The organism is Cytobacillus firmus DS1, assembly GCF_000565285.1.
GTDB classification, from domain to species: domain Bacteria; phylum Bacillota; class Bacilli; order Bacillales; family Cytobacillaceae; genus Cytobacillus; species Cytobacillus firmus_A.
Map to the genome: position 1 here is coordinate 171,177 of NZ_APVL01000008.1, position 16,597 is coordinate 187,773.

18 protein-coding genes are annotated in these 16,597 nt (G+C 41.8%); all 18 read left to right on the forward strand.

Going from position 1 to position 16,597, the window contains the following annotated elements:
* Window positions 1-8: 8 nt before the first annotated feature.
* The 18 genes from PBF_RS12550 (at window position 9) to PBF_RS12635 (ending at window position 16,552) form a co-directional block, all read left to right on the forward strand.
* Window positions 9-818 carry a heptaprenyl diphosphate synthase component 1 gene (locus PBF_RS12550; RefSeq protein ID WP_035330140.1) on the forward strand — a complete coding sequence of 270 codons (810 nt, stop codon included), beginning with the start codon at window positions 9-11 and terminating at the stop codon, window positions 816-818.
* Between the two features lie 3 nt (window positions 819-821).
* On the forward strand, window positions 822-1,523 hold the full coding sequence (gene menG, locus PBF_RS12555; protein WP_035330141.1) for a demethylmenaquinone methyltransferase: 702 nt from the start codon (window positions 822-824) through the stop codon (window positions 1,521-1,523).
* Window positions 1,524-1,603: 80 nt separating this feature from the next.
* Entirely contained in the window at window positions 1,604-2,566 is a 963-nt protein-coding gene (gene hepT / locus PBF_RS12560; RefSeq protein WP_035330142.1) for a heptaprenyl diphosphate synthase component II, read from the forward strand.
* A gap of 167 nt (window positions 2,567-2,733) precedes the next feature.
* A complete protein-coding gene (gene ndk / locus PBF_RS12565) occupies window positions 2,734-3,180 on the forward strand; it encodes a nucleoside-diphosphate kinase (protein ID WP_035330143.1) in 447 nt (148 codons plus the stop codon).
* A 120-nt stretch (window positions 3,181-3,300) separates the two neighbouring features.
* Window positions 3,301-4,074, forward strand: coding sequence for a CheR family methyltransferase (locus tag PBF_RS12570; RefSeq protein WP_035330144.1), 774 nt, complete (start codon window positions 3,301-3,303; stop codon window positions 4,072-4,074).
* Between the two features lie 199 nt (window positions 4,075-4,273).
* The gene (aroC, locus tag PBF_RS12575) at window positions 4,274-5,446 is read left to right on the forward strand and encodes a chorismate synthase (RefSeq protein WP_035330146.1); all 1,173 of its coding nucleotides are present in this window, start codon (window positions 4,274-4,276) and stop codon (window positions 5,444-5,446) included.
* A complete protein-coding gene (gene aroB / locus PBF_RS12580; RefSeq protein WP_035330147.1) occupies window positions 5,446-6,522 on the forward strand; it encodes a 3-dehydroquinate synthase in 1,077 nt (358 codons plus the stop codon). Before aroC ends, aroB begins: the two co-directional genes overlap by 1 nt.
* Before the next feature lie 64 nt (window positions 6,523-6,586).
* On the forward strand, window positions 6,587-6,961 hold the full coding sequence (gene aroH, locus PBF_RS12585) for a chorismate mutase (RefSeq protein ID WP_035330148.1): 375 nt from the start codon (window positions 6,587-6,589) through the stop codon (window positions 6,959-6,961).
* Between the two features lie 86 nt (window positions 6,962-7,047).
* Window positions 7,048-8,148 (forward strand): histidinol-phosphate transaminase, encoded by a 1,101-nt coding sequence (gene hisC / locus PBF_RS12590; protein ID WP_035330149.1) that lies wholly within the window; start codon window positions 7,048-7,050, stop codon window positions 8,146-8,148.
* Window positions 8,149-8,244: 96 nt separating this feature from the next.
* Window positions 8,245-9,351, forward strand: a complete 1,107-nt coding sequence (locus tag PBF_RS12595; RefSeq protein WP_035330150.1) for a prephenate dehydrogenase — start codon at window positions 8,245-8,247, stop codon at window positions 9,349-9,351.
* 43 nt (window positions 9,352-9,394) lie between these two features.
* Window positions 9,395-10,687: a 3-phosphoshikimate 1-carboxyvinyltransferase gene (aroA, locus tag PBF_RS12600; RefSeq protein ID WP_035330151.1), complete on the forward strand. Its 1,293-nt coding sequence runs from the start codon at window positions 9,395-9,397 to the stop codon at window positions 10,685-10,687.
* A 333-nt stretch (window positions 10,688-11,020) separates the two neighbouring features.
* Window positions 11,021-11,926, forward strand: a complete 906-nt coding sequence (locus PBF_RS12605) for a hypothetical protein (RefSeq protein WP_035330152.1) — start codon at window positions 11,021-11,023, stop codon at window positions 11,924-11,926.
* A gap of 19 nt (window positions 11,927-11,945) precedes the next feature.
* Window positions 11,946-13,208 (forward strand): tetratricopeptide repeat protein, encoded by a 1,263-nt coding sequence (locus tag PBF_RS12610; protein ID WP_035330153.1) that lies wholly within the window; start codon window positions 11,946-11,948, stop codon window positions 13,206-13,208.
* 75 nt (window positions 13,209-13,283) lie between these two features.
* Window positions 13,284-13,829: a ReoY family proteolytic degradation factor gene (locus PBF_RS12615; RefSeq protein WP_035330154.1), complete on the forward strand. Its 546-nt coding sequence runs from the start codon at window positions 13,284-13,286 to the stop codon at window positions 13,827-13,829.
* A gap of 113 nt (window positions 13,830-13,942) precedes the next feature.
* Window positions 13,943-14,407, forward strand: a complete 465-nt coding sequence (locus PBF_RS12620) for a YpiF family protein (RefSeq protein ID WP_035330155.1) — start codon at window positions 13,943-13,945, stop codon at window positions 14,405-14,407.
* A gap of 149 nt (window positions 14,408-14,556) precedes the next feature.
* Window positions 14,557-15,063, forward strand: a complete 507-nt coding sequence (locus PBF_RS12625; protein ID WP_009332737.1) for a ubiquinol-cytochrome c reductase iron-sulfur subunit — start codon at window positions 14,557-14,559, stop codon at window positions 15,061-15,063.
* Between the two features lie 3 nt (window positions 15,064-15,066).
* The gene (gene qcrB, locus PBF_RS12630) at window positions 15,067-15,741 is read left to right on the forward strand and encodes a menaquinol-cytochrome c reductase cytochrome b subunit (RefSeq protein WP_035330156.1); all 675 of its coding nucleotides are present in this window, start codon (window positions 15,067-15,069) and stop codon (window positions 15,739-15,741) included.
* A 43-nt stretch (window positions 15,742-15,784) separates the two neighbouring features.
* Window positions 15,785-16,552, forward strand: coding sequence for a menaquinol-cytochrome c reductase cytochrome b/c subunit (locus PBF_RS12635; protein WP_009332735.1), 768 nt, complete (start codon window positions 15,785-15,787; stop codon window positions 16,550-16,552).
* Window positions 16,553-16,597: the final 45 nt, after the last annotated feature.

Sequence of the window (16,597 nt, forward strand, 5' to 3'; positions counted from 1 at the left end):
GTGATGGCATGCATGATGTGAAGATTAAATTAGCAGATGTGAAAGAACAGATTGAAAAAAAAGTTAACCACCCTTATCTGCTCAGGTATATTGATTCACCTGTTATTGATGAAGACAAGCTTCTGCTTTTTATCTCTTTACTAGATGATGTGGAGATATCTGACTCGAAAGCAGAAAAATATGCAGTAACTGCAATGCTTATCCAAATCGCCCTTGATACCCATGAACTTGTTAAGAACGATGAAACTGAAGACAAAGGTCTTAAACATAGACAGCTTACTGTCCTTGCAGGTGTTTATTACAGCGGATTATATTACAAGATTCTCGCAGCTTTTGATGATATCAAAATGATCAGAGCCTTCGCAGATGGGATCAAAGATGTAAATGAGCATAAAATTTCACTATATCAGAAATCTCCTGAAGCGATCGACACTCTGATGAATTCGGTCAGGAAAATAGAGGCGTCACTTTTTGAAAAGCTGGCTGACGCATTCAGCAAAGCAGCATGGAAAGACGTTATATCCAATCTTTTATTCATCAAGCGTCTGATTATGGAGAAGCAGCAGTTCATGAAGGAAGGCACCTCAGTTGTTTTTGAAGCTCTTAAAAAACTGACTTTCCCGAAAGTGAAAGAGATGTCTGCTGAGCAGCGGAAATATCTGATTCTCATTTGCGACAGGTATATTGATTTCTCAAAGAATATTGTCGATCAATCACTGCTGGAATTTCCTATGGCAAATGAATTATTAGAGCAGCGTATTCACTGCATTTTCAATAATAATCAGTCTGTGGCTAAAACTTTTGTGGAAGAAGGATAAAATATGCAGCAATCAAAAGAAGAACGTGTCCATAGCGTATTTGAAAAGATTTATGGCAACTACGATAAAATGAATTCGGTTATCAGCTTTCAGCAGCATTTAAGATGGCGCAAAGATACAATGAAAAAGATGAATGTTCAAAAAGGTGCAAAAGCTCTTGATGTATGCTGCGGTACAGCCGATTGGTCCATTGCACTCGCTGAAGCGGTAGGTGAAAGCGGTAAAGTGACAGGCTTGGATTTCAGCAAGAATATGCTGAAAATCGGCGAGGAAAAAATCAAGGATCGGAAACTGAAGCAAGTGGAGCTTGTGCATGGTAATGCAATGGAGCTTCCTTTTGCTGACAATTCCTTCGATTATGTAACAATCGGTTTTGGTCTGCGCAATGTTCCGGATTATCTGCAGGTGTTAAAAGAAATGCACCGTGTTGTAAAGCCAGGCGGTTTAGCAGTATGTCTGGAGACTTCTCAGCCAACACTGTTCGGATATAAGCAGGCATATTATTTCTACTTCCGTTTTATTATGCCTATGTTCGGAAAGCTTTTTGCCAAAAGCTTTAATGAATATTCCTGGCTGCAGGAATCAGCGAGAGACTTTCCCGGGATGAAAGAACTTGCTGGAATGTTCGAGGAAGCAGGCTTTAATAATGTTACATTCAAGCCCTATAGCGGCGGAGTGGCTGCCGTACACATTGGAACGAAATAAAAATAATAACTTGTTCTGTATGTTTCTCATGGAAGATAGAGAATAGATCAGACGGGATCGATAAGCTGGGTGAGTAAGCAATGAAATTGAAAATGATGTATTCATTTTTAAATTCAGATTTAAATGTTATAGAGAACGAGCTGGAGGAGACTATAAAAGCTGAGTCTCCCCTATTGCATCAGGCTTCCCTGCATCTGCTGCAGGCCGGGGGGAAAAGAATCCGCCCAGTTTTCGTTTTGCTGGCTGCGAAGTTCGGAGAATACGATATTGATAAAATTAAAAACGTAGCTGTATCACTGGAGCTTATCCATATGGCGTCACTTGTCCATGATGATGTTATTGATGATGCAGAACTGCGCCGGGGACAGCCTACCATTAAAGCAAAATGGGATAATAAGATTGCCATGTATACCGGTGATTATATTTTTGCACGCGCGCTGGAATTGATAACAAATGTGAAAAATCCGCATGCCCATAAAATTCTCTCTCATACCCTTGTGGAACTTTGCATAGGTGAAATAGAGCAAATAAAAGATAAGTACAACTATGATCAGAATATAAGGACATATTTCCGGAGAATTAAAAGGAAAACAGCCATGCTTATTGCGGTGAGCTGTCAGCTTGGAGGCATTGCAGCTAATGTAGAGGAAGATATACATAAAAAGCTCTTTAAATTCGGCTATTTTGTTGGAATGTCCTATCAAATCATTGACGATGTCCTTGATTTTGTCGGTACTGAAAAAGAACTTGGCAAGCCGGCGGGAGGAGATCTCCATCAGGGAAATATTACGCTTCCTGCTTTATTTGCAATGGAGGACAGCATCATCTGCGATCAAATCAGCAGAGTCTGCGAAGGAACTGAAAGAAGGGATATAGAGAACATAATTGCCCTGGTGAAAGACTCCGGTGCAATTGAAAAATCTCTGCAAATTAGTGATAAATATCTGCAGAAAGCCTTAGGGGTACTCGAAGAGATGCCTCCTTCCAGGTCCAAAAAAGCTTTGCGGGATATTGCAAAATTTATAGGCAAAAGAAAGTTTTAATTTCTTGTACTAATTGCCAGCACTCTTTTCGGGTGCCGGCAATTTATGTTTTGTGGAAGTAAAAATTATAAGCGCTTTCAAATTCCTGTTGCTAAATTTTCAAAACAATGTTAATATTTTCGTGGATTAACATTATAACTATACATATGTTTTAGGAGTGGAATTGAATGGAAAGAACATTTTTAATGGTTAAGCCAGACGGTGTACAGCGCAATCTAATCGGGGAAATCGTTTCCCGTTTCGAAAAGAAAGGCTTTCAGCTAGTAGGCGGCAAGCTAATGAGCATAAGCCAGGAACTTGCGGAAGAGCATTATGGAGAGCATAAAGAGCGTCCGTTCTTTGGAGAGCTTGTTGACTTTATTACATCCGGACCAGTTTTCGCAATGGTGTGGGAAGGCGAAAATGTTATCGCAACAGCTCGTCAGATGATGGGATCAACAAATCCTAAAGATGCTGCTCCTGGAACAATCCGCGGAGATTTCGGCATTACAGTTGGAAAAAATGTAATCCATGGATCCGATTCACCTGTAAGTGCAGAACGTGAAATTGGCCTTTTCTTTAAAGAAGAAGAAAAAGTGGAATACAAAAAATTAATGAATGACTGGATTAACTAATATTCTTAAAAGTACTTGTCCATGACAAGTGCTTTTTTTGTAACCGAATTCATTACTTCAGCTGGATGGGCATAACGATAAAAGACAAAAGCTCACCGGTAATATCAGAGGGGAAATAGAATGGCAGACGATTATCAGGAATTTATTCAAAATATAAAAAGAAAAACAGGAATTGATCTCTCTCTGTACAAAGAAGCTCAAATGAAGAGAAGGCTTATATCCCTGTATGAGAAAAAAGGTTTTCAATCATTTGGAAGTTTTTTTAGCGCGATAGTCAAGGATAGAGAACTGCTGAATGATTTCTTGGATAGGATGACAATAAATGTTTCCGAATTTTACCGGAATGCACAAAGATGGGAGGTGCTCGAAAAAAACATCCTGCCTGGACTATTAGATCAAAATCGGAATCTGAAAATCTGGAGCGCAGCCTGCTCCACTGGTGAAGAGCCTTATACAATTGCCATGATTTTATCAAAAATGCTGCCAATATCCCAAATCAGGATTACTGCAACAGATATTGATGAAAATGCCCTGGCAAGGGCGCAGATGGGTATTTATCCTGAGCGTTCACTTAATGAAGTTCCTGACACGATGAGAACAAAGTTTTTTAAGCGAGAAGGAAGTTTCTATAAAATATCCGAGGATATTAAAAGGACAGTAGTTTTTAAAAAGCAAAATCTCCTTTCAGATGATTTTGGCGGTCCATTTGATCTAATTGTATGCAGGAATGTTCTCATATATTTTACAGAGGAAGCAAAGGATCAGCTTTATCATAAATTCAGCGGTGCATTAAGAAAAGATGGCATATTATTTGTTGGGAGCACTGAACAGATTTTCAACTCAAGCCGCTATCACCTGGCATCTGCTGAAACCTTCTTTTATAGAAAAGAATAATAACACAAGGGGATGATTTTCCGTCATCCTCTTTTCTTTGCATTTTTAGTTTGGTAGTAAATAACTATTCGTGTTAAAATGACTCCATTCATAAGAAGAAATAAAATATTATAGGAATTTTCAATTTTATCTATTCTTATATTTATCATTATGTTATATTGATACATAATCCTTTAATGAGTTGAAGGGGGAAAGAGTTTTGAGATATCTTACATCTGGTGAATCTCACGGACCGCAGCTGACCACTATAATAGAAGGGCTGCCAGCAGGAATGCCGCTCGTAGATTCAGATATAAATGAAGAGCTTGCCAGACGCCAGAAAGGATATGGCAGAGGCAGAAGGATGCAAATTGAAAAAGATACTGTTCAAATAACAGCGGGGATCAGGCATGGATACACACTGGGATCCCCGGTAGCACTTGTTGTTGAGAATAATGATTGGAAGCACTGGACAAAAATTATGGGCCAGGACCCTCTTAATCCTGAGGATGAGGCTGAAGTGAAAAGAAAAATCTCCCGTCCTCGCCCAGGCCATGCTGATTTAAATGGAGCCCTGAAATATGGGCACAGGGATATGAGAAATGTTTTAGAGCGATCTTCAGCCAGAGAAACCACAGTGAGAGTGGCTGCCGGTGCAGCTGCAAAAAAACTGCTTTCTCAGCTGGGGATTGAGGTTGCAGCACATGTTATTGAAATAGGCGGGGTTGTTTCAGGCCAAAGAGATTATTCTTCACTTAAGGAGCTAAAGGAAATTACTGAGGAATCGCCTGTTCGCTGTCTGGATCAGGCTGCTGCCCAAAAAATGATGCATGCCATTGATACCGCAAAGGAAAATGGCGATTCCATTGGTGGAATAGTGGAGGTTATTGTTGAAGGAATGCCTCCGGGAGTTGGAAGTTATGTACACTATGACCGAAAGCTTGATTCGAAGCTTGCAGGTGCAATGGTGAGCATCAATGCTTTTAAAGGTGTGGAGTTTGGCATAGGTTTTGAGGCCGCAAGGAAGCCTGGAAGTGAAGTTCATGATGAAATCGCATGGGAACCGGATAAAGGCTATTATCGGAAAACGAACCGCCTTGGCGGCTTAGAAGGGGGTATGTCAACGGGAATGCCTATCGTCATCAGAGGAGTAATGAAACCAATACCGACTCTCTATAAACCGCTGCAAAGTGTCGATATTGAAACAAAGGAACCCTTCTCAGCAAGCATAGAGCGTTCTGACAGCTGTGCAGTACCGGCAGCTGCAGTCGTTGCAGAAAATGTGATTGCCTGGGAACTGGCTTCAGCTATTGTGGATCAGTTCTATTCTGACCGGTTTGAAACTTTAAAAGCTTCGGTGGAACAGCAAAGGCAATTTGCGAGGGAGTTTTAATGAAAAGGATTTTAATCAAAACACCTGACAGGACCTATCCGGTTCATATAGGGACTGCAGCGATTGAGGGATTGGGATCATATATTAAAGATACTTTTCCCGCCTTGACGAATGTAATGATCATCACGGATGAAACGGTTCGTGACTTACATCTGCCAAAGCTGAAAGCAGCACTTGCGGGGATGGAGGCAAAAGTCTGTACAGTGCCGAGCGGCGAGAAAGCTAAAACCTTTGAAGTTTACTACCGATGCTTGTCATTTGCCCTTGAGCATAAACTTGACCGAAAATCTCTTATCCTGGCGTTTGGCGGGGGAGCTGTCGGAGATTTGGCAGGTTTTGCGGCTGCCACATTTATGAGGGGGATACCCTTCATTCAGATTCCTACTACCATATTGGCACATGATAGTGCTGTTGGAGGAAAGGTTGCCATCAACCATCCATCAGGAAAAAATATGGTGGGGTCTTTTTACCAGCCCCAGGCAGTATTTTATGACCTGGCATTTCTTGACTCCCTGCCTCAAAAAGAGATGCGCTCAGGGTTTGCAGAAGTCATTAAGCATAGCCTGATAGATGATATGAACTTTTATTTGAACCTTAAAAACAACATTCATACCTTTGAGGGCCTTCCCTCTGGTGAATTAAGTAAGATGCTTACAAAGGGAATAGAGATCAAAGGCAGGATCGTTGCAGAGGATGAAAAGGAAGCTGGCGTTCGGGCATTCCTGAATTTCGGCCATACCCTGGGCCATGCAATTGAAGCGGAGAAAGGCTATGGAGAGTGGACACATGGCGAATCTGTTGCAGTAGGAATGCTATTCGCACTTCAATTAAGTAAAACACTGCTGGATCTTTGCTTTGATGTTAATGAATTCAAGCGCTGGCTTGATCAGCTTGGCTACAAAACAGATCTCCCGGAAGATTTATCACATTCAAAACTGCTTGAGCGGATGAAGCAGGATAAAAAATCAGAAGGCCAGAATGTCCGCTTTGTTCTATTAGAGGAAGTGGGCAAGCCTGTCATATATCCAGTTTCTGATGACCTGATTTTGCGGGAGCTTGCTCTTTTTACAAAATAATTAGGCTTGACTATATGACTAAGAGATAAAGAGGCTGACAAATCAGCTTTGGGAGGTGCTGCAAGTGATTCGAGGAGTGAGGGGAGCCGTCACCGTAGATAAGAATTGTGAAGCTGAGATATTAGAAGCGACTGAGCTGCTGATCAGGCAAATGATTAAGGAGAATAAGATTGTATCTGATGATGTAGCTTCTGTCTTTATATCCGTTACTGAAGAATTAACAGCAGCCTTTCCCGCAAAGGCAATGCGTTCAATAGAAGGCTGGACTTATGTTCCAGTCATGTGCATGAGCGAAATACCTGTTGAAGGGTCACTCCCTAATTGTATCCGGGTTATGATGCATGTGAATACAGATGAACCTCAGCAGAATATCCGCCATATTTATTTGCGTGGAGCCATTAAGCTTCGGCCAGATCTAAACACCACGAACTCTCCTTAATGGAGAGTTTTGTGATAATATAGGAGCAGATCAAAAACGCTTTAATACGATAATTAGTGAAAGTGATAAAAAAGAGGTGGATTTGAATGAAATGGAAGGAACAGCTGTTGAATTTAACTCCTTACCAGCCGGGAAAATCAATTGATCAAGTAAAAAAGGAATACGGACTGGATAAAATAGTTAAGCTTGCTTCAAATGAAAATCCTTTTGGATGCTCTGAAAAAGTTCTTTTTACGATGAATCAATCGCCATCATTTTTTGCGATGTATCCCGATGGCTATGCTTCTGAGCTGAGGTCGGTTTTGGCTGGGCACTTAAGCATACAGGAAGATCAGCTGATTTTTGGCAACGGTTCGGATGAAATTATTCAAATGATTTCCAGAGCTTTATTAAGTCCGGAAACCAATACTGTTATGGCGGCGCCAACATTTCCGCAATATAGGCATAATGCTGTAATAGAAGGTGCGGAAATCAGGGAAATTCCATTAATTGAAGGGGAGCATGATCTTAATGGAATGCTGGCTGCCATCGATGAAAAAACAGCTGTGGTTTGGGTGTGCAGTCCAAACAATCCGACAGGGAACTATATAAATGAGTCTGCATTACACTCATTCCTGCAAAAGGTGCCTCAAGATGTATTGGTTGTCCTTGATGAAGCTTATTATGAATATGTCACAGCAGAGGATTACTGCAATACATTGGATTTAATCCGGAATTACGAAAATTTGATTGTCCTGCGTACATTCTCGAAAATTTATGGCTTAGCAAGCCTTCGGGTAGGCTATGGAATTGCAAATTCTCAAACGATCAAAGCCCTCGAACCGGTAAGAGAGCCATTTAATGTAAACAAGTTTGCTCAGGCCGCCGCTGCTGCAGCCATAGGGGATCAGAGTTTCATTGAAGAATGCAGACTGAAAAATCGCGAAGGGCTAGAACAATTCTATGCTTTCTGTGAAGAGCATGGACTGGAATATTACCCTTCACAGGGAAATTTCATATTAATCAATTTTAATGCCGATTCCGATGAAGTATTTCAATTTTTACTTGAAAAAGGGTATATCGTCCGGTCCGGCAAGGCACTTGGCTTCCAGGGCTATGTCCGTGTCACGGTAGGTTCAAAGGAACAGAATGATGGTGTGCTTGCCGCAATGGACCAATATCTTGCAAAGCAGGCTGCAGCATTGTAAGCAATTTTTTAGGTTAGCAGTATTAAATACTTTTTTGATATCCATTCAGAGGCATAATGATGCCTCTGAATTATTTTTAATAAAGGCGGTGAGAGGATGAGAGGGAAGATCTTTATTATTGGCCTTGGTTTGATCGGAGGTTCTTTGGCTTTATCAATAAAAAGAAAACATAGTGAAAGCATGATCATTGGCTTTGATGTAAATAAAGAGCAGGGGCGCCTTGCCCAAATGCTGGGGGTCGCAGATGAAATTTCTGCTACTATTAAAGATGGGGCAAGGGACGCAGATTTAATTTTAATTGCAGCACCTGTACAGGAAACTCAAAAAATTATACATATTTTAAAAGAATGTGAATTGAAAAGGAACGTCATCATTTCGGATGCAGGCAGCACGAAAAAAGAAATTGTCAGCTGTGCCAAGGTACTAAAGGAAAAAGGAATTACTTTTATCGGAGGGCATCCAATGGCTGGCTCCCATAAGAGCGGTGTCACTGCAGCAAAAGATTTGCTTTTTGAGAATGCCTTTTATCTGCTCACTCCTGAGGAACATATTTCTCCGGCAGAGATTGAAAGGTTAAAAGAATGGCTCTCAGGGACCAAAGCGAAATTTCTTACCATAGCTCCCGATGAACATGATTATATAACCGGGATCGTCAGCCATTTTCCGCATATGATAGCTGCTTCCCTTGTCCATCAGGCAGAAAAAACAAGCCGTTCGCACAAGCTGATTCCAAGACTGGCAGCTGGAGGTTTTAGGGATATTACCAGGATTGCCTCCAGCAGCCCTTCTATGTGGAGGGATATTCTTCTTCAGAATAAAGAAGTGCTGCTTAAGTTAATGGAGAATTGGCAGGAAGAAATGGAGATAGTAAAATCTATCCTCAAACAGGAAAACAGTGAGGGTATATTTGAATATTTTTCCCATGCAAAAATGTTCAGGGATGAACTGCCGCAAAAAGAAAAAGGGGCAATTCCTGCATTCTATGATCTGTTTGTGGATGTGCCGGACTACCCTGGTGTCATTTCAGAAATCACTGGATATTTGGCTAAGGAAGAAATCAGCATAACGAATATTCGAATCCTGGAGACAAGAGAAGAAATTTATGGAGTCCTGGTTATCAGCTTTCAGACTGAAGAGGACCGGGAACGGGCCATTAATTGCTTAGAACAATATACAAGCTATGAAACAACCATCGGTCTATAGTGCAGGAGGAAAGACCTTTATAAACCAGCAAAGGGTGATTAATATGATTCCGGCAAATTTAAGGACAAATCTTAAAGGATTAAGCGGAGAAATTGCGGTACCAGGTGATAAATCCATATCTCATCGATCTGTGATGTTTGGATCAATTGCAAAGGGAAAGACTGTTGTAACCAATTTCCTGCTTGGTGAGGACTGCTTAAGTACGATAGCCTGCTTTAGAAAGCTGGGGGTATCTATTGAACAGGAAGGCAATAAAGTTACAATTTTGGGGCAGGGAATGGATGGATTACAGGAACCTGCAGGTATTCTGGACGTTGGCAATTCCGGTACAACGATACGCCTTATGATGGGGATTCTGTCTGGCCGTCCGTTCCATTCAGTCCTTGTCGGTGATGAATCAATCGCAAAAAGGCCGATGACAAGAGTAACCGCGCCACTAAGTTTATTTGGTGCGAAGATTCATGGCAGGAAGAATGGAGAATTTACCCCTTTATCAGTCATTGGCGGCCCTTTGTCAGGAATAACATATGAGCTTCCTGTCGCCAGTGCACAGGTTAAATCAGCCCTGCTCTTTGCCGGCCTGCAGGCAAGCGGCGAAACAATCATTATTGAACCTGTGAAGACACGTGATCATACGGAAAGAATGATCACACAATTTGGCGGGCAAGTTGAAGTAGAAGAGCAAAGCATTCGGGTTAAAGGAGGCCAAACACTGACAGGGACAGAAATTCATGTTCCCGGTGACATATCTTCTGCTGCCTTCTTTCTGGCTGCAGGAGCCATAGTGCCTAATAGTGAAATTATATTAAAAAACGTTGGACTGAATCCTACAAGAACCGGCATCCTTGAAGTGCTGAAACAGATGGGTGCAGATTTCAGCATTGAGCCGTATGAAAATGGATCAGCTGAGCCTGCAGGGGATATTACCATCAGAACTTCAAATCTTAAAGGAACCGTTATAGAAGGGGCACTCATTCCCCGGCTGATCGATGAAATTCCTATTATTGCCCTTCTCGCAACACAAGCAGAGGGAGAAACAGTAATTAAGGATGCAGAGGAACTTAAAGTCAAGGAAACAAATCGTATTGATACGGTTGTCAATGAACTCTCAGAGCTTGGAGCCGTGATAACTGCTACAGAAGATGGAATGGTAATCAGGGGAAAATCATCTCTTTCAGGAGGAACTGTCTCAAGTCATGGAGACCATCGGATCGGCATGATGCTGGCAGTTGCTGCTGCCATTTCAAATGGCGAAGTTCAGCTTCATCAGAAAGAAGCTATTTCTGTATCCTATCCATCGTTTTTTGATCATTTAGATAGCCTTATTTCAGATTGAAATACCTTCATTGAAAAAAGGCTGTTTTAGCAAGGTACGGGACTTTTTTTATTTTATTTACTGAGTTGATTGGAGCGGAAGGTGCGAGACTCCTGCGGGAGTAGCGGGACAGGTGAGACCCCGCAGACGCGCAGCGTCGAGGAGGCTCACCGCCTGCCCCGCGGAAAGCGAGCATCCTGGAGCGGAAATCAACGGACCCCATTGTTGGCGAAAACCATAATTTATACGAAAAGAGCCTTGAGCTGTATTCCTGCAGCTCTTTTTCTGTTCAAGCAGTCATATTTATGTGAAAATTTCATAGCTTGTCATAAGACCGTTTAAGAGGGTGGTTTTATGACATATATTATTGAGAATGCAAATATTTTAAAGGAAGACAAGCTGTTAAAAACATCAATGCTGATTAGAAATAATGAGATTTCACTGATGCAGGCTGAAATGAAACGGTTTCGGTATACAAGAATGGATGCGGGTGCATTTATTATGGCTGCAGGATATGTGGTTCTGGACACATCTATCCCGCTGGAAAAGCCTTTTGCAGAGCTTAAGGAGTATTATATTCGGGAGTTCATATTAAAAGGATGTACAGCCTTCCTGACAGCTGCGCCTGTAAAGCATGAATATTCTTTGAAGAGTGATCTTAAATGCTTTAAAGCAAGTTTGTTAAGCAGCCCGATCGATTATATTATTGGTGTTAAAATCCCTGTCCGTCTCCTCACCCCTTCTTTTATGAGAAAATGCAAGAGAGAACGAGTTCCTGTTGTTTTTGTTGAAATACAGGATGCAAAGGAGCTTGAACAAGTTCCATGGGGATGGCTGCGGGAAGCAATGTTTCCTTATAATTGTCCGCTTGCTCCCATCTTTGCAGGCAGGAATGAAAAAGAGAAAAGCAGAATAAATACATTATGGACAAAATTGATGCAGGAAGAGAAAATTCCTTCGATGCCGAATGAGCTGATGGAACACGAGCCTATATCCCGGTCAGTGCTGTCCAAAGCGGGGATTTACCCTTTAAAAGGGAATATTCATCAGGGCGGGGAAGTCAGTTATAATTTATATGAAAAGTGTGAAGAAGGTCTTACCGTTGAAGAATCACAGCTGTTTCATTATCATAGAGATAAACTTGCGGTCACTGTCCTGAAAGGAAAAGTGATTAGAGCCGGACAAGAAGTGATTTTTCGTTCAGGTTCGGGAGAGTATGTTAAAATCAGCACACCAGCTTACTTTAAAATAGCCGATTAGCATTCGAAAGGAATTTAGTATGGATAAAGTAAATAAAATCATTACTCTATTAGAAAACGGTCATCATGAAGAAGCCTTGGAGAGCTATCAGCAAATACTGCTGGATGGTTCCCATGAAGAAAGGTTCCTGCTGGCAGAAGAACTGTTCCAGTATGGGTTCCTTGAGGAATCAAAAGCTTTATACGAACGGCTTCTGGAAGCATATCCGGAGGAAGGAGAACTGCTCGTTCTGTTGGCTGAAACACATATTGATCTTGGAAATGAAGAGGAAGCCATCCTTGTCCTTGAAAGAATAAATGAACAGGATCCGAGCTTTCCGCAGTCGCTTCTCTTATTAGCAGACCTCTATCAAATGGATGGTCTATTTGAGGTCAGCGAACAAAAGCTCCTGAAAGCAAAAAAAATATTGCCTGATGAGATAATTGTAGATTTTGCCCTGGGTGAACTTTATGCAGAGCAGGGAAGATTCCTGGAAGCAAAGCGGATATATGAAAATGTTCTCAGGAAAGAGGATATCATTGCAGGCATAAATGTAAATCAGAGATTGGCGGATATTCTCAGCGCAGGCGGAGCATTTGAAGAAGCCCTTCCATATTACGAAAAAGCGCTAGATGACAAGCTGGAGATTAATACCCTTTTCAGTTATGCTTTTACAGCGCTTCAAGCCGGCTTTAACCGCACAGCCATTGAAAAATTGACTGAGCTGAAGGAGCTGGACCCCGAGTATCATTCACTGTATTTATACCTTGCCCAGGCATACGAGCGGGAGGAAGAAGCGGACAACGGCCTGGAAGCGGTCAAGGAAGGCATAAAACAGGACGAATTTAACAAAGAACTATTCTTCTATGGCGGGAAGCTTGCCCTGAAAAATGGCAATGAAAAAGAAGCAGAAGATATGTTCAGGCAGGCTCTTGCACTGGATCCAGAATATGTCCAGGCGGCCATTCTTTTAAATAAACTTCTTCTCCAGCAGGAAAGATATGAAGATGTAATCGAAATCACCGAAATGCTGAACGAGCTTGAAGAGCCCCAGCTTATATGGGATTCAGCCGTTGCCTTTCAGCATTTAGAGGAATATTCAGAGGCATTAAACAAATATCAGCTTGCATATACTTTCTTTAAACAGCAGCCGGATTTCCTTTCGGATTACGGATATTTTTTAGCAGAGGAAGGAAAAAGGGAAGAGGCTGCCGAAATTTTTAATACATTAATCAAACTGGAGCCTGGCAATGAGGAATATCTGGATGTGCTGCAGCGACTCACGGAAGATTTTCTTGATTAAAAAAGGCAGTTTCTATCCTTTGAATGTAACTTCAGTAAAACCAAATTTGTCTGTAAGCAGAGGAGGGAATCAAAAATGGCGACCCCTGTATCTGTCAACGAGAAGAAAGATTTTATCCGCTGGTTTTTAAACCATTATCAGCTTAAAAGAAGAGAATGTGTTTGGATTCTCAATTATTTGATGAGTCATGACCAGCTTATGGAGAAGGTGCATTTTGTAGAGCAGGCACAGTATTGCCCAAGAGGCCTGATCATGTCGACCCATTGTGTGGATGAAGTTCCTTTCCGTTTTTACAAAGAGAATGTAATGACCACAGATGCGGAGAAGTCCTTCCATGATATCCGCTTAAACAGGGATGAAGAGATTTATATCCAGCTTAATTTCCATGCTTCAAATAAGGCCCATCAGTATGCAGCGGTCATGGAGGAAAATCCCTTTATGCCAAAGACACTCCAGATAAACGAAAAGGACCGGCTGATCGCCGAAAGGTTCCTGACAGAAAGCCTGGAAAAGTTCAGAAGAGAGAAACTCCTTGAGCTCATTGATGAAGCATTGGATAAGCAGGATAAAAAAGCTTTTAACGTTCTGACTCAGCAGCTGAATAAATTAGAAACTACTTAAGCCTTGCTTTTATAAAAGCAGGGCTCTTATTTTGCCTGCATTCTCTGATTTGAAGCAATCTAATCATTAATGATATATTTAGTAGGGCAAATATATGTAATGGAGTGAATGATATGAAATGGATATCACAGGATATCGACATGTTCCTTAAAGAAAAGCAATATGTAGACACTGCTGTTCTGCCGCTCCTTCCTGTATCATTTGGCGATGATATAAAACAGTCTGTAGCCATGACAGAATTTATATCGCTTCTAAGTGTGCAGCTTGAACGGCAATTCAGAGGACGTCTGATCATGCTTCCTGGCTATGCCTATCTGAAATCAGCAGGGGAGGACAGCCTTCTCAGCGGCTTGGGCAACTGGGAAGCAGAATTGAAGGCACAGGGATTTAAGCACATATTCCTTCTAACTTCTGACAGCATGTGGAAATCACTTGAAGACCGCTTGGAAGGAGGTTTGATTTGGCTGCCATCCCTGCCTCTTGAGCATATGGATGAAAACTATCGAAATTCCATTCTGGATGACCAGGTGAAGCAGCTGTTGAACTTATTCGTCCAAAAGTGGCAAAATGGTGAATAGTGTGAATGTTAAGACACTCTATTTACATGTTTCGCCAAAGGATTATATTGACCTTGCATAAAGATTGATATATCATTGTTATGTCCTAGTTTTATATTGTGTTGAATTTTGTCCGTTGGACTTAACTTCATAATAGAGGGGGGAAAAGTATGAGCAAAAATCGAGTTTCTAGACGTCAATTCCTAAACTATACACTTACTGGTGTAGGCGGTTTCATGGCAGCTGGCATGCTGATGCCGATGGTCCGTTTTGCGGTCGATCCTGTATTGCAGGCAGCTGGTGAGAGTGATTTTATCCCAACAAAGCAAAAAGTGGCTGAAATTACTGAAACGCCAACAAGGGTTGATTACACATTTGAACAGCAGGATGCTTGGTACACATCCGAAGTTACCGGCACTGCTTGGGTTTATAAGGATGAAAAAGGTGAAATTGTAGCATTGTCTCCAGTATGTAAGCATTTAGGGTGCGTAGTTGACTGGAATACTGACAAATCAAACCCTGATCATTTCTACTGCCCTTGCCATGGCGGCCTTTATACAAAGGATGGGACAAACGTTCCAGGTACACCGCCGGTTGCAGCGCTGGATGTATTTCCTTACACAGAAAAAGATGGCTTTTTGTATTTAGGCAAGGCTGAACCGCGAAAGGAGGCGTAATAATTGTTAAACAAAATTTATGATTGGGTAGATGAACGTTTAGATATTACGCCGATTTGGCGGGATATTGCTGACCACGAAGTTCCTGAACATGTAAACCCTGCACATCACTTCTCTGCATTCGTTTACTGTTTTGGCGGTCTTACGTTCTTTGTAACTGTAATTCAAATTTTATCCGGTATGTTCCTGACAATGTATTATGTTCCGGATATTAAAAATGCATGGGAATCCGTGTATTATCTACAGAACCATGTTGCATTTGGACAAATTGTCCGCGGTATGCACCACTGGGGAGCAAGTTTGGTAATCGTAATGATGTTTCTACATACGTTACGTGTTTTCTTCCAGGGAGCTTATAAGAAGCCCCGTGAATTAAACTGGGTTGTCGGAGTGCTTATTTTCTTCATTATGCTTGCACTTGGACTTACAGGTTACTTATTGCCTTGGGATATGAAAGCCCTGTTTGCTACAAAAGTAACAATCCAGATTGTAGAATCAACTCCGCTGATTGGAGAATATCTGAAAATACTTATTGCTGGACACTCTGATATTGTCGGTGCTCAGACTATCACCCGATTCTTTGCCATCCATGTATTCTTCTTACCGGCTGCACTATTCGGGTTAATGGCTGCCCACTTTATTATGATCCGTAAGCAGGGTATTTCAGGACCGTTGTAAGAAATAATTTTTTGATCATTGCAAAAGGAGGGGAAATCGCCCAATGCATCGTGGTAAAGGTATGAAATTCGTAGGTGACTCTCGTGTTCCTGCAGAACGCAAACCGAATATTCCGAAAGACTATTCGGAATATCCAGGAAAAACAGAAGCATTCTGGCCAAACTTCCTGTTAAAGGAATGGATGGTAGGGGCTGTATTCCTTATCGGTTTCCTATGCTTGACAATTGCGCATGAGCCGCCGTTAGAAAAAATTGCTGATCCAAGTGATACAGCTTATATTCCGCTGCCAGACTGGTACTTCCTGTTCTTATACCAGCTTCTGAAATACAGCTATGCATCCGGACCTTATAATGCAATCGGTGCTTTCATTATTCCGGGACTTGCATTCGGAGCATTGCTGCTTGCACCATTCATTGACCGCGGACCTGAACGCCGTCCGTCCAAGCGTCCTCTAGCAACTGGTTTCATGCTATTGGCTCTTGCCGGCATCACTTTCCTGACTTGGGAGTCTGTTGCACATCATGACTGGGAAGCTGCAGCACAGCAAGGTAAGATTGTGGCTGAAGTAGAGTTTGATAAAGAAGACGAAGGCTACAAGATTTTTGAAGCGAACGGCTGTATTTCCTGCCACGGAGGAGATCTTCAGGGTGGAGCAGGTTCACCTGCACTTGTTGACACTGGGTTAACACCTGAAGAAGTTGCTGACATCGCTAAAAACGGTAAAGGCGCCATGCCTCCAGGAATGTTCAAAGGCACTGATGAAGAACTTCAAAAGCTTGCTGAGTTTATTTCTGGCCTTGAAAGCAAATAATTTGTAAAGAAGCTGGCATTGCCGGCTTCTTTTTTATGCACATAA